At 69.3% G+C, this 22,153-nt stretch carries 19 protein-coding genes and 1 riboswitch; of the genes, 6 read left to right on the top strand and 13 right to left on the bottom strand.

Features of this window, described 5'->3' with window-relative positions:
• Window positions 1-25: 25 nt before the first annotated feature.
• Window positions 26-583: a hypothetical protein gene (locus tag ABD355_RS36380; RefSeq protein ID WP_344405278.1), complete on the top strand. Its 558-nt coding sequence runs from the start codon at window positions 26-28 to the stop codon at window positions 581-583.
• A 109-nt stretch (window positions 584-692) separates the two neighbouring features.
• Here ABD355_RS36380 and ABD355_RS36375 read toward each other — a convergent pair whose 3' ends face one another.
• On the bottom strand, window positions 693-2,555 hold the full coding sequence (locus tag ABD355_RS36375; protein WP_344405277.1) for an NAD-binding protein: 1,863 nt from the start codon (window positions 2,553-2,555) through the stop codon (window positions 693-695).
• A gap of 302 nt (window positions 2,556-2,857) precedes the next feature.
• Between ABD355_RS36375 and ABD355_RS36370 the strand changes: the two genes are divergently transcribed.
• Window positions 2,858-4,432: a Na+/H+ antiporter gene (locus ABD355_RS36370; protein WP_344405276.1), complete on the top strand. Its 1,575-nt coding sequence runs from the start codon at window positions 2,858-2,860 to the stop codon at window positions 4,430-4,432.
• A gap of 296 nt (window positions 4,433-4,728) precedes the next feature.
• Window positions 4,729-6,678, top strand: coding sequence for an APC family permease (locus ABD355_RS36365; RefSeq protein ID WP_344405275.1), 1,950 nt, complete (start codon window positions 4,729-4,731; stop codon window positions 6,676-6,678).
• A gap of 237 nt (window positions 6,679-6,915) precedes the next feature.
• On the opposite strand, the gene ABD355_RS36360 is transcribed toward ABD355_RS36365, so the two are convergent.
• Window positions 6,916-7,056: a hypothetical protein gene (locus ABD355_RS36360; protein WP_344405273.1), complete on the bottom strand. Its 141-nt coding sequence runs from the start codon at window positions 7,054-7,056 to the stop codon at window positions 6,916-6,918.
• 126 nt (window positions 7,057-7,182) lie between these two features.
• Between ABD355_RS36360 and ABD355_RS36355 the strand changes: the two genes are divergently transcribed.
• Together ABD355_RS36355 and ABD355_RS36350 are read left to right on the top strand one after the other, a co-directional pair.
• Complete coding sequence (locus tag ABD355_RS36355) at window positions 7,183-7,578, top strand: TOBE domain-containing protein (RefSeq protein ID WP_344405272.1); 396 nt, start codon at window positions 7,183-7,185, stop codon at window positions 7,576-7,578.
• Window positions 7,579-7,766: 188 nt separating this feature from the next.
• Window positions 7,767-8,186: a TOBE domain-containing protein gene (locus ABD355_RS36350; RefSeq protein WP_344405293.1), complete on the top strand. Its 420-nt coding sequence runs from the start codon at window positions 7,767-7,769 to the stop codon at window positions 8,184-8,186.
• Window positions 8,187-8,231: 45 nt separating this feature from the next.
• Here the strand turns inward: ABD355_RS36350 and gcvP are convergent, their stop codons facing one another.
• A complete protein-coding gene (gcvP, locus tag ABD355_RS36345) occupies window positions 8,232-11,117 on the bottom strand; it encodes an aminomethyl-transferring glycine dehydrogenase (protein ID WP_344405271.1) in 2,886 nt (961 codons plus the stop codon).
• 176 nt (window positions 11,118-11,293) lie between these two features.
• Window positions 11,294-11,389, bottom strand: a riboswitch (glycine riboswitch).
• Window positions 11,390-11,502: 113 nt separating this feature from the next.
• Here gcvP and ABD355_RS36340 point away from each other — a divergent pair.
• The gene (locus ABD355_RS36340) at window positions 11,503-11,880 is read left to right on the top strand and encodes a PRC-barrel domain-containing protein (protein ID WP_344405270.1); all 378 of its coding nucleotides are present in this window, start codon (window positions 11,503-11,505) and stop codon (window positions 11,878-11,880) included.
• A 42-nt stretch (window positions 11,881-11,922) separates the two neighbouring features.
• Here ABD355_RS36340 and ABD355_RS36335 read toward each other — a convergent pair whose 3' ends face one another.
• The 10 genes from ABD355_RS36335 to clsA all read right to left on the bottom strand — a co-directional run bounded on the left by ABD355_RS36335 (window position 11,923) and on the right by clsA (window position 21,982).
• On the bottom strand, window positions 11,923-13,287 hold the full coding sequence (locus ABD355_RS36335) for a DNA polymerase IV (protein ID WP_344405269.1): 1,365 nt from the start codon (window positions 13,285-13,287) through the stop codon (window positions 11,923-11,925).
• A gap of 80 nt (window positions 13,288-13,367) precedes the next feature.
• On the bottom strand, window positions 13,368-14,051 hold the full coding sequence (locus ABD355_RS36330; RefSeq protein WP_344405268.1) for a MerR family transcriptional regulator: 684 nt from the start codon (window positions 14,049-14,051) through the stop codon (window positions 13,368-13,370).
• Window positions 14,052-14,254: 203 nt separating this feature from the next.
• Window positions 14,255-14,728, bottom strand: a complete 474-nt coding sequence (locus tag ABD355_RS36325; RefSeq protein WP_004002801.1) for a bifunctional nuclease family protein — start codon at window positions 14,726-14,728, stop codon at window positions 14,255-14,257.
• A gap of 85 nt (window positions 14,729-14,813) precedes the next feature.
• Window positions 14,814-15,551, bottom strand: coding sequence for a transcriptional regulator FtsR (gene ftsR, locus ABD355_RS36320; RefSeq protein WP_344405267.1), 738 nt, complete (start codon window positions 15,549-15,551; stop codon window positions 14,814-14,816).
• A 43-nt stretch (window positions 15,552-15,594) separates the two neighbouring features.
• Window positions 15,595-16,431 (bottom strand): zinc-ribbon and FHA domain-containing protein, encoded by an 837-nt coding sequence (locus tag ABD355_RS36315; RefSeq protein WP_344405266.1) that lies wholly within the window; start codon window positions 16,429-16,431, stop codon window positions 15,595-15,597.
• Between the two features lie 129 nt (window positions 16,432-16,560).
• Window positions 16,561-17,415, bottom strand: a complete 855-nt coding sequence (locus ABD355_RS36310) for a DUF881 domain-containing protein (RefSeq protein WP_344405264.1) — start codon at window positions 17,413-17,415, stop codon at window positions 16,561-16,563.
• A gap of 5 nt (window positions 17,416-17,420) precedes the next feature.
• Window positions 17,421-17,753 carry a small basic family protein gene (locus ABD355_RS36305; RefSeq protein WP_003988855.1) on the bottom strand — a complete coding sequence of 111 codons (333 nt, stop codon included), beginning with the start codon at window positions 17,751-17,753 and terminating at the stop codon, window positions 17,421-17,423.
• Window positions 17,750-18,664, bottom strand: coding sequence for a DUF881 domain-containing protein (locus ABD355_RS36300; RefSeq protein ID WP_344405263.1), 915 nt, complete (start codon window positions 18,662-18,664; stop codon window positions 17,750-17,752). The genes ABD355_RS36305 and ABD355_RS36300 overlap by 4 nt, the downstream gene beginning before the upstream one ends.
• Before the next feature lie 98 nt (window positions 18,665-18,762).
• Window positions 18,763-21,258, bottom strand: coding sequence for a sugar phosphate nucleotidyltransferase (locus tag ABD355_RS36295; RefSeq protein WP_344405260.1), 2,496 nt, complete (start codon window positions 21,256-21,258; stop codon window positions 18,763-18,765).
• A 115-nt stretch (window positions 21,259-21,373) separates the two neighbouring features.
• Window positions 21,374-21,982 carry a cardiolipin synthase ClsA gene (gene clsA, locus ABD355_RS36290; protein WP_123963785.1) on the bottom strand — a complete coding sequence of 203 codons (609 nt, stop codon included), beginning with the start codon at window positions 21,980-21,982 and terminating at the stop codon, window positions 21,374-21,376.
• Window positions 21,983-22,153 lie beyond the last annotated feature (171 nt).

Raw genomic sequence — 22,153 nt, 5'->3', positions numbered from 1 at the left:
TCTCGGGTCTCCTACCGTCTGGCGTATGGGACACCGCGACGACGCGCGAGGACACGGATCCAGCGCCTCCGAACCGGAGTCCGGCGCCGTGCTCCACGATCGCCGCTGGGCGGGGGACTTGATCAGCGCGATCCGCTGCGCTGTCGTACTCCTCGGCCTGCTGCTCCTGATCGACTGGAGTGCGGACACGCTCTCCCTCGGGCGCTGTGCGCTGTGGTCCGCGCTCGCGGTGCTGCTCTTCCTCCTGCTCTGCCCCGACCGCATCCGCGCCGGCGAGGGCTGGCTGACCTCACGCCGGCTGCTGCGCACCCGAAGGATCCGCACCGACCGGCTGGTCTCGGTGCGCTCCCCCGACGGGATCGCCCGGCGGCTCGTGCTCCGGGACGCCCTCGGTGAACGCGTCGAGCTCGACCTCCAGGTCCTGCTGGACAATCCCGACCTCTGGTACCGGCTCCACGAGGACGCCCGCAGGTCACTGGCCCTCGGCACCCTGCTGTGCGGGCCCGCCGCGCTGGAGCGGATCTCCGAGCGGGTGGAGCGCGAGACGGCCGCGACGGTGTTCAGGGTCTCCGACCTGAGGTGACGGTTCCCCGAGCGGGTCAGGTCGATGTGCGGCTTCGCCGCGGAGCGCGACCGGCCACGACGATGCCGCCCATAGGAGACGGCGCATCGCCGTACAGCGCCTGGCCGGACTACTGCCGCCGGTCCGCGGAATGCGGCTGCACCCCCGTCATCAGGATGTCCAGGCCGCGCCGCGTCGTCGCCAGGACGACACGGTCACCCGCCCGCAGGATCCGTCCCTGCGCGGGACGCCAGTCGAAGCCCGTCCGGCCGGAATGCGGTCCGGTCAGGCCGTCCACGGCCTGAGCCGCGGGGAGCGGCCCGGCGGCGGTCCCCACGGCCAGCACCCGCCATGCGTTCTCCCGGAACGCCTCGTGCACGGAGCGTCCCTCCAACTCCGGGTGCCCGGCCACGTCCACGCAGGTGAACAGCAGCGAGCCCCGCTCCACCGGCATCACCCCCAGCACATGGCGCCCCATCATCGCGGCGGCGAACGAGGGCGCCGCCAGGGCGGAAACGCTTCTGCTCCGGGTGAGGGCGTCCGGGTAGGAGGCGCGCAGGGTGCGCTGGACGGTGGCCGCGAAGGCGTCGTCGTACAGGCGCGTCACCACCCGCACGGCGGGGTTGGTCTCTCGTACGGCCATGACGATGTCGAGGTTCTGGCCGTCGTCACGGGTGAGGACGAGCAGCGAGCCGCTCTGCCGGACGCGGGCCAGTTCGAGCACACCCGGGGCCGTGGCGTCGTCCAGGATCAGCGGTGTGCCGAGTTGGCGGGCGAGGGCGACGCCGCGGGCGCGCGGGTCGCGTTCGATGGCCACCACCTGGTGGTCGGTGGCGCGCAGCCGGTCCAGCACCCGGGTGCCGACCATTCCCAGACCGACCAGCACGATGTGGCCGTGCACGCCGTCGTCGGGCGGATGGCTCGCCGAGGCGGTGCGGAAAGCCTCGGTGGCGTTCATCGTCGCGGCGACCACGAGCGGGAGGACGGCCAGCCCCACGAAACCGGCCAGGAGTTGGAGCACCCGCCGGGCGACCGACTCCTCGGTGGCCGGGTCGCCCATGGTGAAGATGTCCAGCAGCGGCAGATAGAAGTTCTTCCACCACGGATGCTCGTCGGCGAAGAGCGCGGTGGCGGTCGCCAGCGCGAGGACGACAGCCGTCAACGCCCCGTAGACGGCTGCCAGTTGATGGGATACGAAGACCTTCCACGGCAGATGCGCGAGCCGTGCCCGAAGCCACCGTCGGGGGTGCAGGCGCCGGGCGCGGGCGGTCGCCTCACAGGCGTGGTGGGTGACCTCCTCGAGCATCAGCCGGCCGTGCGTGAACTGCCGGTGGTGGGCGGTCCGGCTGTCGGGCAGCAGCTGGGTGCCCTCCTCGCCGGGCGTTTCGGCGCTGTCCTGGCTGGCCGGGTCGTCCTGGTGGGCGCCGGACAGCACGGCCAGCGTGGCCAGGTCGGTGCCGTTCGACGGGGACCCCGCGGGCCGTACGACACCGCGGAACACCTTGCCCTCGACCTGGAGGGTGTGCCCGTGGCCCACGGCGGCGGCCGCCACCAGCTCCGGTACGGCGGTGTCGGCGTCGGAGAGCACCGTCGTGGAGGTGTCCTGGCCGGAGTCCTCGCACAGTCCCGCCGCCCGGTCCAGCAGCCGCTCCAGATGGCGTCCGCGCTCGCGGTTGAACATGCGGACGACCAGCCGCACCGAGGGGTTGATCGTCCGGGCGAGCAGCGCCGCGGTCATGTTGACCTGGTCGTCCCGGTAGGTCAGGGCGAGCGCGGCGGCCCGCTCGACACCCGCCGCCCGCAGGGCGCGCTCGTCGGGGCGCACGGAGAGGTGCAGCTCGACCGGGGAGTGCGGGTCGTCGTGCAACGCTGCGATCTCCGCGCCGCGCTCGTCGCTCGCGGACGGCAGCACGACGGTGACGACCTCGCCGCACACGGCGTCAAGTTCAACGGCCAGCCGGTGCGCAAGAGCGTCGTCGCCGCAGATCACCATGTGCTGCGATCTCTGGCCGGGCGGTATGCGGAGGGGGAGAGTCGACGTCACACCAGGCAGAACGCCGCAGCTCGCGGGGGCAGTTCCGGCGGTGCACCGCCCAGGATCCAAGATTTCGCCAAGAACATGCCAACACCATCCGCCCCCTCCCCGCCGAACGACCCGGTCAGCCGCCACGGCCCACGTCAAGAGCGTTGGCACTGTCTTGACGTCCGGGCGGCGGCTAGGGTGAAAGCGGTGTGCCGGGAAGTCTGGTCGGCCGGGAGCCACGGTGGCTCCCGTGAAGGCTCCAGGGGGACGGCATGCGCGGCGTAGGGACGGTACTCGCACTGGTCGTACTGGCCACCGTCGTGGCCACCTTCGCCCACCGCCGGCGCATCCCCGCACCGTCCCTCCTGGTCGTCGCCGGCCTCGCCGTGGCCCTGCTGCCGGGCACCCCCGAGATCCAGGCCAGCCCCGAGATCATCGGCCTGGTCGTGCTCCCCCCGCTGCTGTACGCGAGCGCGGAGGAGCTGTCCTGGCGTGAGCTGCGCGCGGTGTGGAAGCCGGTCGGGATCCTCGCGATCGGACTGGTCCTGGCGTCGGCGGCGGCGGTCGGCGTGGTGGCCTCGCTGGTGACGCCGCTGTCGTGGCGGATGGCGTTGGTGCTGGGCGCGGTCCTGGCCAGCACCGACCCGGTGGCGGTCACGGCACTGGGCAGACGCCTCGCCCTGCCGCCCAGGGTCCAGGTCCTGGTCCAGGCGGAGAGCCTGTTCAACGACGCCACCTCGCTGGTGCTGTTCCGGGTCGCCGTGAGCGTGGCCGTGGCGTCCGCGGCGGCGAACTGGGGCGCGGCGGGCGACGAGTTCGCCGTACTGGCGGGCGGCGGCACACTGATCGGCGCGGCCGTGGCCCATGTCGTCACACTCATCCGGCGGCGCACCGCGGACCCCGTCCTGGAAACGGTGATCGCCCTGGTCACGCCGTACGCCGCCTATGTCCTGGCCGAGGCGGCGCACACCTCCGGCGTCACCTCGGTGGTGGTCGCCGGTGTCGTTCTGGGCGGACGGGGCGAGAAGCTCACCAACGCCCACATCCGGCTCCAGCTGCACGCGGTGTACGGCACCGTGGTGTTCCTGCTGGAGAGCGTGGTGTTCTCGCTGATCGGCCTGGCCCTGCCTGCCCAGGTGCGGGCGCTGTCCCACAACGACCGGGCGTGGCCGCTGTACGCGCTCGCGGTCGCCGGCACCCTGATCGCCGTGCGGCTGCTGTGGCTGGCACCGCTGTCGGCGGTGGTACAGCGCAAGGGCGGCATCCGTCCCATGAACTGGCGGGTCCCGATGGTGCTGACCTGGGCGGGCACCCGGGGCGTCGTCCCCCTGGCCGCGGCACTCTCCATCCCGGAGACCACCAAAGGCGGCGCGGCGCTCGCGGACCGCCCCCTGGTGCTGGTCCTGACCACCTCGGTCGTGGTCGTCACCCTCGTCGTGCAGGGCTTCAGTCTGGCCCCGGTGGTCCGCCGCTCCGGCATCGCCCTCGAACCCGACCACACCGAGCGCGAGGAGGCCGCGGCCCGCTGCCGCCTCGCCGACGCAGGCATCCGCCGCCTGGAGGAACTCTCCGAGCTGCAGGCCGTCCCCGAGGTCGTTCTCGACCGCCTCCGCCGCGGGCTCACCGCCCGTCTCGACGACGCCCGCGACCGCCTCACCGACCACACCGGCCAAAACGCCCCCGTCGAATCCGCCGACCTGCTCTACCGCCAGCTGCGCCGCGACGTCATCGCCTTCGAGGCAGTGGAACTGCAGCGCCTGTACGACGAACACGCCATCAGCGACACGACGCGCAGGAGGCTGCAGCGGTCGTTGGACCTGGAGGAAGCCCGTCTGACGGACATCTGAGCCACGACAGCCGCGCGATCGACCAGGGCACCGATGTCGTCATCCATGCGCCATGACGCTGGGTATCCGGTCCCGATCGTCGAGCCCCCTCCCCTCGGACGGCCCAAACAACCGCTAATCGCCACAGAACCTCCCTTCCTGGGCGCCGCTTCGGCCAAGCAGCGAGTCTTAACGGAAGCTTGACGCCGTCACCCCCCTCATCCGTGGGCCCGTGCGTCACTCTCCGCTTACGCTGGTGCCGCCGTCCGCGTGATGGCCGGAATCCACACGCTGAGCCGCACCTCAGGAGCACGCCGATGGCCACGACCGAGCACCCGCCTCCCAGTCGCCTGCGCGCCTGGATGCTGGAGGGCCTGTCCGACATGGGCAAGGGCATCCAGCAGGCGCCGCACGCTCAGCCGGAGCCCGCGCACAAGGGGCAGCGCTGGTACCGGGTGATGTGCCTGACCGGCGTCGACTACTTCTCGACCCTCGGCTACCAGCCCGGCATCGCGGCGCTGGCCGCCGGCCTCCTGTCGCCGGTGGCGACCATCGTCCTCGTGATCGTGACGCTCGCCGGTGCGCTGCCGGTCTACCGCCGGGTGGCCGAGGAGAGCCCGCGCGGCGAAGGCTCGATCGCGATGCTGGAGCGGCTGCTGTCGTTCTGGAAGGGCAAGCTGTTCGTCCTGACCCTGCTCGGTTTCGCCGCCACCGACTTCCTGATCACCATCACCCTGTCGGCGGCGGACGCCTCGACCCACCTCGTCGAGAACCCCCACCTCACCAGCGCCCTGCACGGGCAGCAGATGCTGATCACGCTCATCCTGGTCGCCCTGCTCGGCGCGGTGTTCCTCAAGGGCTTCCTGGAGGCGATCGGCGTCGCGGTCGCGCTGGTGGTGGTCTACCTCGGTCTCAACGTCGTCGTCGTGGCCGTGGGCATGTACCACGTGATCACCGCGGGCCATCTCGTCACCGACTGGGCCGGTGCCCTGACCACGGAACACGGCAACATCTTCGCCATGATCGGCGTCTCCCTGCTGGTCTTCCCCAAGCTGGCACTCGGCCTCTCCGGCTTCGAGACCGGCGTCGCGGTCATGCCGCACGTCCAGGGCGACCCGGGCGACACCGAGGAGAACCCGCAGGGCCGCATCCGCGACACGAAGAAGCTCCTCACGGCCGCCGCTCTGATCATGAGCGTGTTCCTGATCGCGACGAGCTTCATCACCACCGTGCTGATCCCGGAGAAGGAGTTCAAGTCCGGCGGCCAGGCCAACGGACGCGCCCTCGCCTACCTCTCGCACGAGTATCTGGGCAACGCCTTCGGCACGGTCTACGACATCTCGACCATCGCCATCCTGTGGTTCGCCGGCGCCTCCGCCATGGCCGGTCTGCTCAACCTGATGCCCCGCTATCTGCCCCGCTACGGCATGGCACCGCACTGGGCCCGCGCCGTGCGCCCGATGGTGATCGTCTTCACCCTGATCGGCTTCCTGGTCACCTGGATCTTCAACGCCGACGTCGACGCCCAGGGCGGCGCGTATGCCACCGGCGTGCTGGTCCTGATGTCCTCGGCCGCGATCGCGGTGACCATCGCCGCCCGCCGTGCCCAGCAGCGGGGCTGGACCATCGGCTTCGGAGTCGTCTCGGCGGTCCTCCTCTACGTCACCGTCGCCAACGTCATCGAGCGCCCGGACGGCGTCAAGATCGGCGCCTGCTTCATCGCGGGCATCATCCTGGTCTCCCTGCTCTCCCGGCTGGCCCGCGCCTTCGAGCTCCGGGTGACGAGCGTGACGCTGGACGATATGGCGGAACGTTTCATCCGGGACATGGCCAGCCGCAAGATCCGCTTCATCGCCAACGAGCCGGACCAGCGGGACAAGGCCGAGTACCGCGACAAGATCGAGCAGATCCAGAACGACAACGACATCCCCGGCGAGGACTTCGTCTTCGTGGAGGTCACGGTCGTCGACCCCTCCGAGTTCGAAGCGGGCCTGACGGTGCGCGGCGAGGTCCTGCACGACCGCTACCGGGTGCTGACCCTGGAGTCCTCCTCCATCCCGAACGCACTGGCCGCCCTGCTCCTGCACGTCCGCGACACCACCCAGTGCACCCCGCACATCTACTTCGAGTGGACCGAGGGCAGCCCCTTCGCCAACTTCCTGCGCTTCTTCCTCTTCGGCCAGGGCGAGGTCGCCCCGGTCACCCGAGAGGTCCTGCGCGAAGCAGAACCGGACCGCATCCGCAGGCCGCGGGTCCACACGGGCTGAGCCCCTGGCTCCGCCGCGGCACAGGCGCCCTGAAGGACGCCCGAGCAGCTCCTACGGCCGGGATCTCCGCACGACCGCGCCACGAAGGCGCCCTGAAGGGGCGCGGGGAGCTGCGCGACCAGCCACGACGGCGCGGCAGACGGTAAACAGAAGATCGGGGCACCCCGCGGCGGAGCCGCACACCGACGTCGATCTGCGGGGTGCCGTGCGTGATCACCGCGTCGGTGAAGTCGAGCGTCACCTCGCCCCCCGCCACGCGAAAGCGCCGCGTTGCTCGATGCGGTCGACGTCCTTGCCGGCGGCCTCCGCGGCCGATCCCGGCAGGTGCACCGTCAGAACGGCGAGTTCGCGCGTGCGGGCGGCCAAGGCCGCCGCCACCCGCACATCCAGCTCCTCCCGGTCAGCCGACCGTCCCCGGCCACGACACGCAGCACCCCCACGACCCGGTCCCGGCCCGCATGCCCCACGTCCACCAGGGCCCGTTCCCGGCCCTATCGTGACCGCATGCAGAGCTACACCATCGGCCAGGCCGCACGACTGCTCGGCGTGAGTCCGGACACCGCACGCCGCTGGGCCGACGCCGGCCGGGTGGCGACCCACCGCGACGAGGGTGGCCGACGCCTCATCGACGGCCGGGACCTGGCCGCCTTCTCCGTGGAACTCGCCAAGGCGGGCGGCGCCGAGGAGGAGACCTCCTACACCTCGGTCCGCAACGCCTTCCCCGGCATCGTCACCGCGATCAAGCTCGGCGACGTGGCGGCCCAGGTCGAGATCCAGGCCGGCCCGCACCGTCTGGTCTCACTGCTGACCCGCGAGGCCGTGGAGGAGCTCGGCCTCGAGGTCGGCATGGAGGCCACCGCGCGCGTGAAGTCGACCAATGTGCACATCGACCGCACCTGATCCTGGAACAACTCCCCTACGGCGAGCCCCGGCGCATGCGAACCCGCACCCGGGCGCCACGGTCCGGGCAACGGCCAAGGCGACGCAAACACGAGCGTACCCGGCATAACACCCCGCTGGGGCTACGGTGGGCCCGGGCACAAAGCCCCCAATCCCCCACCCCCTGCGAGGCGTTCCCCATGAGCCCCATGAGCCTGAGCATCCGCAACCAGCTCCCCGGCACGGTCACCGCCCTCACCCCCGGCGAGGTCATGGCCACCGTCAAGGTCCGCCTCACCGGCGGCCAGGAGATCACCGCCGCGATCACCCTCGAGTCCGCCGAGGAACTCGGCCTCGCCGCGGGCACCGCCGTACGCGCTCTGGTGAAGTCGACCGAGGTCTCCCTGGCCACCGCCCCGGTCGAGGGCCTGTCCATCCGCAACCAGCTGCCGGGCACGGTCACCGCGGTGGCCACCGGCGGTGCGATGGCATCCGTGAAGGTCGCCGTCGACGGCGGCGAACTGACCTCCGCGATCACCAAGGACGCCGTCACGGACCTCGCCCTGACCACCGGCACACCCGTCGTGGCCCTGATCAAGTCGACGGAGATCTCACTGGCGACGGCGTAACGGGAAAGGGCCCCGCCGAAGCGGGGCCCCCTCACGACCACTACGTCAGTCGTCGTACGCATCCAGCGGCGGGCACGAGCACACCAGGTTCCGGTCGCCGAAGGCCTGGTCGATCCGGCGCACCGGCGGCCAGTACTTGTCGGCGGCCGACACCCCGGCAGGGAAGACGGCCTCCTCACGCGAGTACGCGTGCTCCCACTCCCCACCGAGCGCGGCGGCGGTGTGCGGCGCACCCCGGAGCGGGTTGTCCTCGGCCGGCCACTCGCCCGCCCCGACCTTCTCGATCTCCGCACGGATGGCGATCATCGCCTCGCAGAACCGGTCCAGCTCGATCAGGTCCTCGGACTCGGTCGGCTCGATCATCAGCGTGCCGGCCACCGGGAACGACATCGTCGGCGCGTGGAAGCCGTAGTCGATGAGCCGCTTGGCGACGTCGTCGACGCTCACGCCGGTCGCCTTGGTCAGCGGCCGCAGATCGATGATGCACTCGTGCGCGACCAGCCCGCCCGGGCCGGTGTAGAGCACGGGGTAGTGCGGCTCCAGCCGCTTGGCGATGTAGTTGGCGCTCAGCACGGCCACCTGCGTGGCCCGCTTCAGCCCCTCGCCGCCCATGAGCCGGACGTACGCCCACGAGATCGGCAGGATGCCCGCGGAACCCCAGGGGGCCGCGGAGATCGGCCCGACACCCGTCGCCGGACCTGCGGCCGGCTGCATCGGGTGGTTCGGCAGATACGGCGCCAGGTGCGCCCGCACACCGACCGGCCCGACGCCCGGCCCGCCGCCGCCGTGCGGGATGCAGAAGGTCTTGTGCAGGTTGAGGTGCGAGACGTCACCGCCGAAGTGCCCCGGCTTGGCAAGCCCCACAAGGGCGTTGAGGTTGGCACCGTCGACGTACACCTGCCCGCCGGCCTCGTGCACCTGCGCGCAGATGTCGGCGACGTGCTCCTCGAAGACACCGTGCGTGGAGGGGTACGTGATCATCAGGACCGCCAGCTCGTCGCGGTACTGCTCGATCTTCGCCCGCAGGTCCTCGACGTCGATCTCGCCGTCCTCGGCGGTCTTCACGACGACGACCTTCATCCCGGCCATCACGGCGCTGGCGGCGTTCGTACCGTGCGCGGACGACGGAATCAGACACACGGTCCGCTGCTCGTCCCCGTTGGCCCGGTGATAGCCGCGTACCGCGAGCAGTCCGGCCAGCTCGCCCTGCGATCCGGCGTTGGGCTGCAGGGACACCTTGTCGTACCCGGTGACCTCGGCGAGCCGCTCCTCCAGCTCACGGATGAGCGTGAGATAGCCCTGCGCCTGCTCGGCCGGCGCGAAGGGGTGCAGCTGCCCGAACTCGGGCCAGGTGACCGGCTCCATCTCGGTGGTCGCGTTGAGCTTCATGGTGCAGGAGCCCAGCGGGATCATGCCCCGGTCGAGCGCGTAGTCACGGTCGGCAAGCCTGCGCAGGTAGCGCAGCATCGCGGTCTCGGAGCGGTGCTCCTGGAAGACCGGGTGGGTGAGGTAGTCGTCGGTGCGCAGCAGTCCTGCGGGCAGACGGTCCTCGGTCGCCGCGTCCAGCGCCTCGATGTCGCCCTCGAGCCCGAAAGCGGCCCACACGGCGCCGAGTTGGGCCCGCGCGGTGGTCTCGTCACAGGCGATCGACAGGTGGTCGGCGTCGACCAGGTGAAGGTTGACTCCGTTCTCCCGCGCGGCGGCCACCACCTCGGTGGCGCGGCCCGGCACCCGCACGGTGAGCGTGTCGAAGTAGGAGCCGTGCACGACCTCGACACCACCGGCCTGAAGCCCCGCGGCAAGGATCGTGGCGTACCGGTGGGTGCGCCGCGCGATCGCCTTGAGCCCCTCCGGCCCGTGGTAGACGGCGTACATCCCCGCCATGACGGCGAGCAGCACCTGGGCCGTGCAGATGTTGCTGGTGGCCTTCTCCCGCCGGATGTGCTGCTCACGCGTCTGCAGCGCGAGCCGGTAGGCCTTGTGCCCGTCCGCATCCACGGAGACGCCCACCAGCCGTCCGGGCAGGCTGCGCGCGAACTTCTCGTGCACCGCCATGTAGCCCGCGTGCGGCCCGCCGAAGCCCATCGGGACACCGAAGCGCTGCGTGGTACCGACCGCGATGTCCGCGCCGAGCTCCCCGGGCGACTTCAGCAGCGTCAGCGCCAGCAGATCGGCGGCGACGGTGACGAGCGCACCGAGTTCGTGCGCCTGGTCGATGACCGGCTTGAGATCGCGTACGGCACCGGAGGCGCCGGGGTACTGGACGAGCACGCCATTGATCTCACGCCCGGCGACCTCGGCGGGAATGCCGTCGCTGAGGTCGGCGACCACGATCTCCACACCGGTCGGCTCGGCACGCGTCTCGATCACGGCAATGGTCTGCGGCAGCACGTCCGCGTCGATCAGGAACAGGCCCTTCTTGTTCCTCCCCATGCGCCGGGACAGCGCCATCGCCTCGGCGGCGGCCGTCCCCTCGTCGAGCAGCGAGGCACCGGAGGTGGGCAGCCCGGTCAGGTCGGCGACCATGGTCTGGAAATTGAGCAGGGCCTCGAGCCGCCCCTGGGAGATCTCGGGCTGGTAGGGCGTGTAGGCCGTGTACCAGGCGGGATTCTCCATCACATTGCGCAGGATGACGGGAGGGGTGAAGGTCCCGTAGTACCCGAGCCCGATCATGGAGTCGAGCACCTGGTTCCGGTCGGCGAGCGACCGCAGCTCGGCCAGCACCTCCGCCTCGGTACGCGCACCCGGCAGCTCCAGGGCATCCGAGTTCTTGATCACATCGGGCACCGCGGCGGCGGTCAGCTCGTCCAGCGAGCCGTATCCGACGTGCGCGAGCATCTTGGCCCGCGCCTCATGATCAGGCCCTATATGGCGCTGCTCGAACGGGATTCCCTGTTCGAGCTCGGAGAGCGGAATGCGATGGGCGGTCATTGCGGAGGCCTCCTGGTCTGACACGACCTTCGAGGGGCACCACGGCACGGGTACCCGGACGGCCTCCCCCTCTGTCATCTCAACCTGAGAGCTTCACCGGAACCCCCGAGGGCGCCCGGCTTTCACCGTCGGTGAGAGCGGAAGCCATCGACACCCGCCCTGCTTTCCAGAGTGACCTCGTCCGCGCGGTACGTGGGCCTGAGAGATTCCGGGGAGGATTTGCTCCTTCGGCGCCTCCGATGATGTCTGGAGGACTCTCCCGCACGGGGTCAGCAGCCGCTGTCAGCCTACCAGCGAGCACACCATCCGATCCTTCGAGTGGCCGTCATCACCAATCTGCTCTTTTGTAGTGCTTACGGATGAGTTGCGACCAAGTGGAGGGCCCGTGCAGACCGACATCGATCCGCGCAACCTGATCGGCCGCAAGGCGTTCGACCGCAACGGCACCAAGCTCGGCACGATCGACGAGGTCTACCTCGACGACGCGACCGGCGTGCCGGAGTGGGCGGCCATACGCACCGGTCTGTTCTCCCGGGACGCCTTCGTCCCCCTGGAGCCCAGCGAACTGATCGAGGGCACCCTCCACGTCCCCTTCGACCGGTCCCTCATCAAGGACGCCCCCGACTTCGGCGTCGGCCGCCACCTCTCCCCCGAACAGGAGCTCCAGCTCTACCACCACTACGGCCTGGACATCCCCGCCCCTTCCCCCTTCCCGGACCACGACTTCGGCAAGCTCGCCGGCACGGAGGACGCGGACGCCTAGCCCACCCCTCCCGGCCCCCGCGCGGATCAGCACCCTCCCCGGTCAGGCGCCGACCCCGTGCACGGAGGCCCCGGGTCTCTGCGCCACCAACGGCAACGGGTCCGCCGGCTCCAGGTCCGGGTCATCCGTGCGAAACGTCCGCACGCGCCCCGGCTCCGAATCCGGCGTCTCGAACCGCACGGTCACCCGCCCGAGCCCGCTTCCCTGCACCCACCCGTGCCCGAACTCGACATGTCGCACATCGTGCCCGGCGGGCCACCGCCGCTCCACAGTCGCCTTCTGCTCCTCGGCGGGCTCCTCGTCCGCCTCGTCCGCCAAATGTTCCGCGCCGTCCCCCGCGGCCTGCGCGAACAGATCCTCCTGCGTGTAGTCGGCCAGCCCGCTCACCCCGACCCCCAGCAATCGCACACCCCCCGTCGTGTCCACCGAATCCAGCAGCCGGGCGGCGGCCTCGCGCACCACCCCCGGATCGTCCGTGGGCCCGCGCAACGTCTCGGAACGCGTCAGCGTCGAGAAGTCGTAGCGCCGTACCTTCAGCACGATGGTCCGCCCCGAAAGACCCGCACCTCGCAGCCGCCGAACACACCGGTCGGCCAGCCGCTGCACCTCCAGCCCCACCCTCACCCGGTCGTGGATGTCCACGTCGTACGTGTCCTCGACCGATACCGACTTGGCCTCCCGCTCGGCCACCACGGGCCGGTCGTCGTGCGCCAGCGCCATGGCGTACAACGCATGCCCATGGGCCTTGCCCAGCAGCCGGACGAGCTCGTCCTCACCGGCCTCGGCGATCTCGTCGACCGTGGTGATGCCGGCCCGCCGCAGATGGTCCCCCGTGGCCGGCCCCACGCCTGGCAGCATCCGCACCGACATCGGTCCGAGCTTGGCCCGCTCGGTCCCGGGCTCGACCAGCACCAGCCCGTTCGGCTTGGCCTCCTCGGAGGCGATCTTCGCGAGCATCTTGCAGGCGGCAAGGCCCACTGACCCGGTGAGCCCCGTGTCCGCCCGTATGTCAGCGCGCAGCTTCTCCCCCACCAGCCGCGCCGACGCCGCGTCCCAGGCCGCCTCCCCGGCCTCCAGGTCCACGAAGGCCTCATCCAGGCTCAGAGGCTCCACCAGCGGCGACAGCGAGTGCAGCAGCCCCATGACCTGCTCGCTGATCGACCGGTAGAACCCGAAGCGCGGCACCAGATACGCGGCGTTCGGTGCCAGCCGCCGCGCCTGTGCCATCGGCATCGCCGACCGCACCCCGAAGACCCGCGCCTCGTACGAAGCGGTGGCGACCACCCCGCGCGGCCCGAGCCCACCCACGATCACGGCCTTCCCGCGCAGACTCGGCTTGGATGCCTGCTCCGCCGAGGCGTAGAAGGCATCCATGTCGAGATGCAGGATCGTGGGCGCGTTTCTCACATCTCCGATGCTGCCCTACGCCACTGACAATGCCGCCCTACGACCGCCGAAGGGCTCGGCAGAAGCCGCAGAGAACGCGGTCAGACCGCCCGGTTCCGCCGTCGTGCCAGCTCGTCCGCCGGGTTGTGCCCGACCAGGGTCTCACCGGTGTCGATCCGCTCGCCGTGCAGCTGCGAGAGCGCACTGTCGACGTCCCGCCACACCACACCGACGGCGATGCCGAAGATGCCCTGGCCGCCCTGGAGCAGCGCATGGACCTCGTCGGGCGAGGTGCACTCGTAGACCGTGGCGCCGTCGCTCATCAGCGTCATGCGCTCCAGGTCCCGGAAGCCCCGCTCCCGCAGGTGCACCACCGCGGTACGGATGTTCTGCAGCGACACCCCGGTGTCCAGGAACCGCTTGACGATCTTCAGGACGACGACGTCCCGGAAGCTGTACAGCCGCTGCGTGCCCGAGCCGTAGGCGGGCCGCACGCTCGGCTCGACGAGCCCGGTACGGGCCCAGTAGTCCAGTTGCCGGTAGGTGATGCCGGCGGCCGCGCAGGCCGTCGGACCGCGATAGCCGATCTGCTCGGACGCCATGGACGCCGCCCCTCCGCTGCTCGGCACGGCCGCCGGTCGCTGCGGAGCGTGATCGGCCGCGCTGCCGGTATGGGGGTCCCCCCACCTCGAACGAAGTTGAGAGCTTGGGGGAGGGTACGGACCGCTCTCCCCGAGACTGCGTCCGGGGCCACCCCCAGCCGTACCGTCGCCGCTGCTTCTCACGCCGACCTCCGTCCTTGACCTGCCATCTCGACGGTAGGCAGTCACCAGGGGTGCGTCAACGATCGCCACACTCGGCACGCCGAGTGATAATCACCCTAAGAGTGGTTTCCCGCACCCCACCGCGGGGAAAGGCTAGCCGAATGCGCTCGGAGGGGGCCGCAGGACGCTCTCACTCGCCGTTGGCACTTGCCGGCGTTCGAGACTCACTGGCTGCTTGTCCCGAAGTCCTCCGGCGAGATCTGGTCGAGGAACTCGCGGAACTTCTCCACCTCGTCCTCCTGCTCATCCGGAATCGCGATGCCTGCGTCGTCGAGCACACCGTCGCTGCCGTAGATCGGCGTTCCGGTGCGCAGGGCCAGCGCTATGGCGTCGGACGGACGGGCACTGACTTCGACCCCGCTGGCGAAGACCAGCTCCGCGTAGAAGACGCCCTCCCGCAGATCCGTGATGCGCACTTCGGTCAGCTCCTGACCGACGGCCTCCAGCACGTCCTTGAACAGGTCGTGGGTCAGCGGTCGTGCGGGGGCCATGCCCTGCTGGGCGAAGGCAATGGCGGTCGCCTCCCCCGGCCCGATCCAGATGGGGAGGTAACGGTCGCCTCCCACTTCACGCAGGAGCACGATCGGTTGGTTGGAGGGCATTTCGACCCGGACACCTACGACATCGAGCTCGTTCACACAGCAACCCTAGGACCTGCCCGGGACGTTTGGGTAGTCGAGCCGAGAACGGGAGGCCGATCCGGCCTCCGCGAACGCGCCGGACTCAGGGCAGTCGCACACCGAGCGCGATCTGCACAAGGGCGGCGTGCAGCTTCACCGTGAGCGCCGCCAGCTCCTTCGTACGCGCCTCGGCATGCGCCCTGGTCTGCGGATTGCGGTGGCGTTTCAGCGGGGCAACCACCTGCTCCACCAGCCCCGCCTCACGCTCGGCGGCGGCTTTCATGGCCCTGAGGTGCCGCGGTTCGATGCCGAACTGCCCGAGCTCCACGACGAGCGATGCCACGGTCACCGTCTCCGCGTCGTACGCCCCGTCCGGCAGCGGCGCCACCAGGCCGTACGATTCCCACTCCTCGAGTTCCCGCTCGCCGATCCCGGCGGCCGCGAGCAGCTCGGCCCGCCCGATCCGAGCCGCTGTGGGCCCCTCGGGCGCCTCGAGGAGGGACTCGCCGTCCCGCTGGCGTCCCACGACGGGCAGCGGGGCCGCCTCACCGCGCTCCACGGCGTCCAGATGCTCCCGGATCACCTTGAGGGGCAGATAGTGGTCCCGCTGCATCCTCAGCACATGGCTGAGGCGCTCGACGTCGTCCGCGCTGAACTTGCGATACCCCGACGGGGTGCGCTGCGGCTCGATGAGCCCCTCCGACTCCAGGAAACGGATCTTGGAGATGGTGACTTCGGGGAACTCGTCGCGCAGCACGTTCAGCACCGTGCCGATGCTCATCAGACCGCTGTCCGTGCCGGCGGTGCCGTGCCCGGCACCGCCGCTCGGTGTTCGAAGCATGGACATTCCCTTGGGGTGCCCCGGAGGGGGTCTGGGGGAAGGGTCAGTAGCCCCGCTGGCTTGCGTAGAAGACCAGCCGGTACTTTCCGATCTGCACCTCGTCACCGTTGTTCAGAGCGACCTGGTCGATCCGCTCGCGGTTGACGTATGTGCCGTTCAGACTGCCCACGTCGGCCACCGTGAACGAGCCGTCCGCACCACGGCGGAACTCCACGTGCCGGCGCGAGACCGTCACGTCGTCCAGGAAGATGTCGCTCTGCGGATGACGCCCGGCCGTGGTCAGGTCGCCGTCCAGCAGGAAGCGGCTGCCCGAGTTCGGACCGCGGCGCACGACCAGAAGCGCGGAGCCGAGCGGCAGCGCGTCGACGGCCGCCTGCGCCTCGGGAGAGAGCGCCGGCATCTGCGTCTGACCGGTGACCTCGGCGTCGTAGGCCTCGATGCCGGAAATCGAGATCGTCGACGTCGTCTCGGACGGCCGCTCGGCCGCGCCGCCGGCCCGCAGCGGGGCGCCACAGTTGGAGCAGAAGCGGCTGTTCTCCGCGTTGCGGTTACCGCACCTCGTACACACCAGGGCCGACATAGGGGAAAACCCTCCACCCGTACTTGAGGTTGACGGTTGCCCGAAACCTATGCCGCCGGACTGCGCAGGGTCAACAGACGGCGCGCCCTGACCTCCGGGAATGTCACCACCCGGCCCAGGGACCTGGTCCCGGAACAGTGGGCGCTGGCCCTCTGCATCGGGCTGTGCGCGATGCCGAGCGGTCGCGTTGTCGCTACCCTCTCGCGCGCTCTTGCCGAACAACTTCGCAAACAACTTCACGGGCGATTCCCCTTGACCGAAACAGACCCGCCCGTGGGGCAGGACGAACCCTGATTGCATACACCGGCCGACCCGGACATCCTCACAACGTCCGTATCCACCAGACAGTTTCCACCACGCACCACCATTCGGTGCGCCGACCCCCCGCAACCTCATGCCCCCGCCGGACGTCGGCCATGCACCGCCTGTTCACTGGGAGGACGACCGAGCGTAGTCAGGCCGCTTCGCAGCTCGCAAGGCGTCCACAATGATCTTGTTCGACCGCTCGACGGCAACGGTGGCCTGCTCCTTCTCAAGAGTCTGCACCACGCCTCCAGGGATGTTGAGCGCCGGTTCGAGGTCCGCCGGCTTGCCGATGACCTTGAAACGATAGGGAGCGTTGATCTTGTTCCCGTCGACGCTCACGCTCTTGCCCGAGTCGGTGAGGTAGGTATTGGCGACGACACGTACGTCGTTCACCTGGATCGCCTCGGCCCCGGCCGCACGCAGCTCCTGGATCGCGTCGAGCAGCATGTCCGCCTGGACCGTCCCCTTCGTGTCCTCGATGGTCATCGTGATGCCGGGCCCCTGTGCGGCCACCGTGCCCGCCAGGATGCCGAGTTGCTTCTCCTTCTCGACGGTCTGCTTGCGGGCCTCCTCGGCCTGGTTGGAGCTGTTCTCCAGCTCGTCGCGCTGCTTCTCCAGTCCCTGCTTCTCGTCCTCAAGACGCTGGGTACGGGCGTCGAGTTCATCCAGGATGCGAACGAGATCTTCCTGACGCGCGCCGCGCAGGGCGCTGTCGCTGTTGCTGTTCGATGCCACCTGGACGGCCAGGCCGAAGCCGAGGCCGAACAGCAGGACGGCGACGATGAGTTGGGCGCGGGTCAGGCGCGGCGGCCACAGGCCCTGCACCAGCCGCTGCCGCCCGGTGAGAGAGGGCTGCTTCTCCTCAGAGGGCTGCTTCTCCTCGGGAGCTGCCGCCGTCACGTCGGGCTCCGGCGCGGGAACCTCCTCCGGAAGTTCCTTGCGCAGCCTGTTCTCCGGCGTCTCTTCGTTGTCGCTCATCGGCCTCACGCCCGGAACACGTGCCGGCGGATCGCCGCGGCGTTCGAGAAGATGCGGATCCCGAGGACCACGACGACACCGGTGGACAGCTGGGCGCCCACACCCAACTTGTCACCCAGGAACACGATCAACGCGGCAACGACCACATTGGACAGGAACGACACCACGAAGACCTTGTCGTCGAAGATCCCGTCGAGCATGGCCCGAAGTCCACCGAAGACGGCGTCGAGCGCCGCGACGACGGCGATCGGCAGGTAAGGCTCGACGACCGCCGGAACCTCAGGCCGGACCAACAGGCCGGCCACGACTCCCACTACGAGGCCCAGTACGGCGATCACGATGTGCCCTTCTCAGTCTTCTCGGTTGTCGGCTGTGCTGTACGTACGATCACACTCGGTGCGGCAGGCAGCCGGAGGTCGCCTTCCACGGAGATGCTGGTCCGGATGCCGTAGGTCTCCTGCAGGGCGTGCAGATACAGCCCGTCGGCGCTGTTCTGGAACCTGCTGCTCAGCTGCTTGCCGTTCCCCACGGCCAGCACCGTATAAGGGGGAACCAGCGGCTTGTTGTCGACCAGTATCGCGTCCCCGGCGGCCCTGATCGCCGAAAGCGCCGTCAGTCGCTGCCCATTGATCGAAACGGCCTCGGCCCCCGACTCCCACAGCCCGTTGACCACACGCTGCATGTCGCGGTCCCGCACTCGACCGGTGTCGGAGAAGTCCGAGGTCTCGCGCGGATTGCCGTTGCCACCGCTGGTTGCTTCCTTGGCGTCGTTCACGACCAGTTTCACGCCGGGGCCGTGCACTTCGACGGCGCCCGACAAAATCCCCACCAGCTCCGACTGATCTCCACTGCCGCTCTTCTTGAGAGCCTCCCGCTGGCGCGCGCTCACCTCGTCGCGCAGCTTGTCGACGGAGCCTTCCAGCTTGTCCGCCGTCGTGGTCTCCCGGTCGATGCGATTGATCAGTTCCTCGCGCTCCTTGGCGACGACGGGAGCCGCCACCCGAGCCTGTGCCGCTCCTACGGTCACGACGAGGGCCGCGAGCACCAGCCCGGCGGCCAGGCCGAGCCTGGCCCGAAGGGTCTTCGGCAGAGCGCCGTCGCCCGCGGCCTTCTTCCTGGCGGCCGCCTCGGCGTAGCCGTCGTCCAGGCTGTGGTCCATGACGTTGGTGAGCAGCGACATGGAAGCGTCCGGACGCGAGGGTCGCGTGGGTGTGCTCCGAACGGGGGGCTGCTGCGGCATGCCGCACATCGTCGCATGTCGCGACCACTACCTCCGAATGGCCCCACCGGCGTGCCGGACGGGCCCCCTTGGGGACACCTGTCCGGCACGCGCGTGTGCTGCGTTTTTCAGCGGCCGGCGCTGTCCACGACCGCCGACCATTCGTCGAGCAGGGCCTGGGCTGAGGCGTCGTCCGGCCCCTCCGCCCACAGGTGGGTGACCGCCTCGGCCGGGTCGGGCAGCACCATCACCCAGCGCCCGTCCGTCTCCACCACCCGCACACCGTCGGTGGTGTCCACGAAGCGGTCTCCGGCCGCCTCGACCACACGCCGCATCACAAGTCCCTTGACGGCCCAGGGAGTCGCAAGATCCCGCTTGAGGACGTGTGCCCGCGGAATCCGGGCGTCGATCTGGCTGAGGGTGAGCTGCGTCCGCGCCACCAGCCCGATCAACCGTACGAAGGCCGCCGTACCGTCGAAGACGCTGCTGAACTCCGGGACGATGAAGCCGCCCTTGCCGTCACCGCCGAAGATGGTCGAGTCGTCGCCTCCGACCCTGGTCAGGTCGTCGGGCGAGGTCGTCGTCCACTCCACCTGCGTCCCGTGGTACGCCGCGACCTGCTCGGCGATCCTCGTCGTGGTCACCGGCAGCGCCACTCGCCCACTGCGCCGCTCCGCCGCCACCAGATCCAGCATGACGAGCAGCGCCCGGTCGTCCTCGACGATCCGCCCCTTCTCGTCGACCAGCGACAACCGCTCGCCCACCGGGTCGAACCGCACCCCGAAAGCGGCCCGCGACGACGCCACGATCTCACCGAGCCGCACCAGCCCCGACCGCCGCACATCGGCGGACTCCGTGGGCCGCGACTCGTCGAGCCCGGGATTGATGGTCAGCGAGTCCACACCGAGCTTGCCCAGCAAGCTGGGCAGGACAAGCCCGGCGCTGCCGTTCGACGCGTCGACGACGACCTTGAGCCCGGACTCGCTGATCCCGGTCGTGTCGACATTGCGCAACAGCGAGCCGGTGTACGAGTCGAAGACGCTGGCAGGGAAGTGCAGATCTCCGATCTCCCCGGGGAACGCGCGCCGGTACTCCTGCCGCGCGAACACCCGGTCCAGCTTTCGCTGGCTGCCCTGCGAGAGATCGGCGCCGTTCCCGTCGAAGAACATGATGTCCACGGAGTCCGGCACCCCGGGCGTGGTGCGGATCATGATCCCGCCGGCGCTGCCCCGCGCCGTCTGCTGCCGGGCGACGGGCAGCGGTACGTTCTCCAGGTCCCGTACGTCGATGGCACTGGCCTGCAGGGCGGAGATGACCGCCCGCTTCAGCGCACGGGCACCACGGGAGTGGTCGCGGGCGGTGGTGACAGTGGAGCCCTTCTTCAGGGTCGTCGCATAGGCGCCGGCCAGACGCACCGCGAGCTCGGGCGTGATCTCCACGTTCAGGATGCCGGACACCCCGCGAGCACCGAACAGATGCGCCTGCCCCCTGGACTCCCAGATGACCGAGGTGTTGACGAAGGCGCCGGCCTCGATGGTCTTGAACGGGTAGACCCGCACATTGCCCTGAACGATCGATTCTTCACCGATGAGGCACTCATCGCCGATGACCGCGCCGTCCTCGATTCGAGCGGCCCGCATGATGTCGGTGTTCTTTCCGACGACGCAGCCACGCAGATTGCTGTGCTGCCCCACGTACACGTTGTCGTGCACAACGGCCTTGTGCAGAAACGCACCGCTCTTCACCACGACGTTCGAGCCGACGACGGTGTGCTCACGAATTTCGGCGCCGGATTCGACCTTGGCGTAGTCGCCGATGTAGAGCGGGCCGCGCAGCACGGCATCGGGATGCACCTCGGCACCCTCGGCCACCCACACCCCCGGGGACATCTCGAAGCCGTCGATCTCGACGTCGACCCTGCCCTCGAGAACGTCGGCCTGCGCCTTCACGTAGCTCTCGTGCGTACCGACGTCCTCCCAGTAGCCTTCCGCGACATAGCCGTAGATCGGCTTGCCTTCCTTCATCAGCTGCGGGAAGACGTCTCCGGACCAGTCCACGGGCACATCGGGCTCGACATAGTCGAAGACTTCGGGCTCCATCACATAGATGCCCGTGTTCACCGTGTCGGAGAAGACCTGGCCCCAGGTGGGCTTCTCGAGGAAGCGCTCGACCTTTCCCTCTTCGTCGACGATCGTGATGCCGAATTCCAGCGGGTTCGGCACACGCGTCAGGCAGACGGTGACGAGCGCACCCTTTTCCTTGTGGAAATTGATCAGCTCGGTGAGGTCGAAGTCGGTCAGGGCATCACCGGAGATGACGAGGAAGGCATCGTCCTTCAACGCCTCTTCGGCGTTCTTGACGCTTCCTGCGGTACCGAGTGGCTTCTCCTCGTTGGCATAGGAGAGCTCCATTCCGAGCTCTTCGCCGTCACCGAAGTAGTTCTTGACCAATGAGGCCAGGAACTGGACAGTTACGACGGTCTCGTTCAGCCCATGCCTTTTGAGCAGCCGTAGCACATGCTCCATGATCGGGCGGTTGGCCACGGGCAGGAGCGGCTTGGGCATGCTTGAGGTCATGGGGCGAAGGCGTGTGCCTTCACCTCCGGCCATCACGACGGCCTTCATGTCGGAAGCGTCCTCCTCAAAAAGACGACGGTCTAGCCGACTTCACCCGCCCAGATTGTCCCGCACTTTTCCGCCGAGGGCCATCCAGGCACTACGGCCGCAGCAATCGGCGAGTTCAATCGGCCATGGCGTCCGCGCGGACGAGGCGGCGGACTTGTACCACGTAGAGGACTCCTGCCCACCAGTAGAGCGTTGTACCCCATCCAGCGAACGCCCATCCGAAAATAGCAGCGAGTGACGAGATCCATCCAGTTCCGTCACTGAGCAGGAGCAAGGGGAAGGCGTACATCAGGTTGAAGGTGGCCGCCTTCCCCAGGAAGTTCACCTGCGGCGGCGGATAGCCGTGCCGCCGGAGGATGCCCACCATCACCAGCAGGACGAGCTCGCGCGCAAGAAGTACAGCGGTCAACCAGAACGGCAGAATCTCGCGCCAGGTGAGTCCGACCAACGTCGAGAGAATGTAGAGCCGGTCGGCGGCGGGGTCGAGCAGCCGGCCGAGGCTGCTGATCTGGTTCCAACGCCGCGCGAGCTTGCCGTCCAGGTAGTCACTGACTCCGCTCAGAGCCAGCACCAGCAGCGCCCACGTGTCACTCTTGGGGCCCCCGAACTCAGGCCTGAGGATCAGCCACAGAAAGACCGGCACGCCGACGAGACGCGCCATGCTGAGGATGTTGGGGATGGTGAGGACCCGGTCCGTCTGGACGCGGGTCTCCTGGACCTCCACCCGAGGGCCTCCTGTGGGAAACGTGCCAACGATGCCCCCTGACCTTACCTCAACGCAAAAAAGCTCTGGCTCTTGGGCTGATGCCCAAGAGCCAGAGCTCTAAAAGGAGTTCGGCGGCGTCCTACTCTCCCACAGGGTCCCCCCTGCAGTACCATCGGCGCTGTAAGGCTT

Source organism: Streptomyces longisporus, assembly GCF_039532765.1.
Taxonomy (GTDB): Bacteria; Actinomycetota; Actinomycetes; order Streptomycetales; family Streptomycetaceae; genus Streptomyces; species Streptomyces longisporus.
This window is presented reverse-complemented; position numbering and strand designations above follow the sequence as displayed.

What these genes read in the sequence shown, in the direction of transcription:
- ABD355_RS36380 (WP_344405278.1), top strand. Translation starts at nt 26, where the DNA reads ATGGGACACCGCGACGACGCGCGAGGACACGGATCCAGCGCCTCCGAA.
- ABD355_RS36375 (WP_344405277.1), bottom strand. Translation starts at nt 2,555, where the DNA reads ATGGTGATCTGCGGCGACGACGCTCTTGCGCACCGGCTGGCCGTTGAA.
- ABD355_RS36370 (WP_344405276.1), top strand. Translation starts at nt 2,858, where the DNA reads ATGCGCGGCGTAGGGACGGTACTCGCACTGGTCGTACTGGCCACCGTC.
- ABD355_RS36365 (WP_344405275.1), top strand. Translation starts at nt 4,729, where the DNA reads ATGGCCACGACCGAGCACCCGCCTCCCAGTCGCCTGCGCGCCTGGATG.
- ABD355_RS36355 (WP_344405272.1), top strand. Translation starts at nt 7,183, where the DNA reads ATGCAGAGCTACACCATCGGCCAGGCCGCACGACTGCTCGGCGTGAGT.
- ABD355_RS36350 (WP_344405293.1), top strand. Translation starts at nt 7,767, where the DNA reads ATGAGCCTGAGCATCCGCAACCAGCTCCCCGGCACGGTCACCGCCCTC.
- gcvP (WP_344405271.1), bottom strand. Translation starts at nt 11,117, where the DNA reads ATGACCGCCCATCGCATTCCGCTCTCCGAGCTCGAACAGGGAATCCCG.
- ftsR (WP_344405267.1), bottom strand. Translation starts at nt 15,551, where the DNA reads ATGCTTCGAACACCGAGCGGCGGTGCCGGGCACGGCACCGCCGGCACG.
- ABD355_RS36315 (WP_344405266.1), bottom strand. Translation starts at nt 16,431, where the DNA reads ATGCAATCAGGGTTCGTCCTGCCCCACGGGCGGGTCTGTTTCGGTCAA.
- ABD355_RS36310 (WP_344405264.1), bottom strand. Translation starts at nt 17,415, where the DNA reads ATGAGCGACAACGAAGAGACGCCGGAGAACAGGCTGCGCAAGGAACTT.
- ABD355_RS36300 (WP_344405263.1), bottom strand. Translation starts at nt 18,664, where the DNA reads ATGTGCGGCATGCCGCAGCAGCCCCCCGTTCGGAGCACACCCACGCGA.
- ABD355_RS36295 (WP_344405260.1), bottom strand. Translation starts at nt 21,258, where the DNA reads ATGAAGGCCGTCGTGATGGCCGGAGGTGAAGGCACACGCCTTCGCCCC.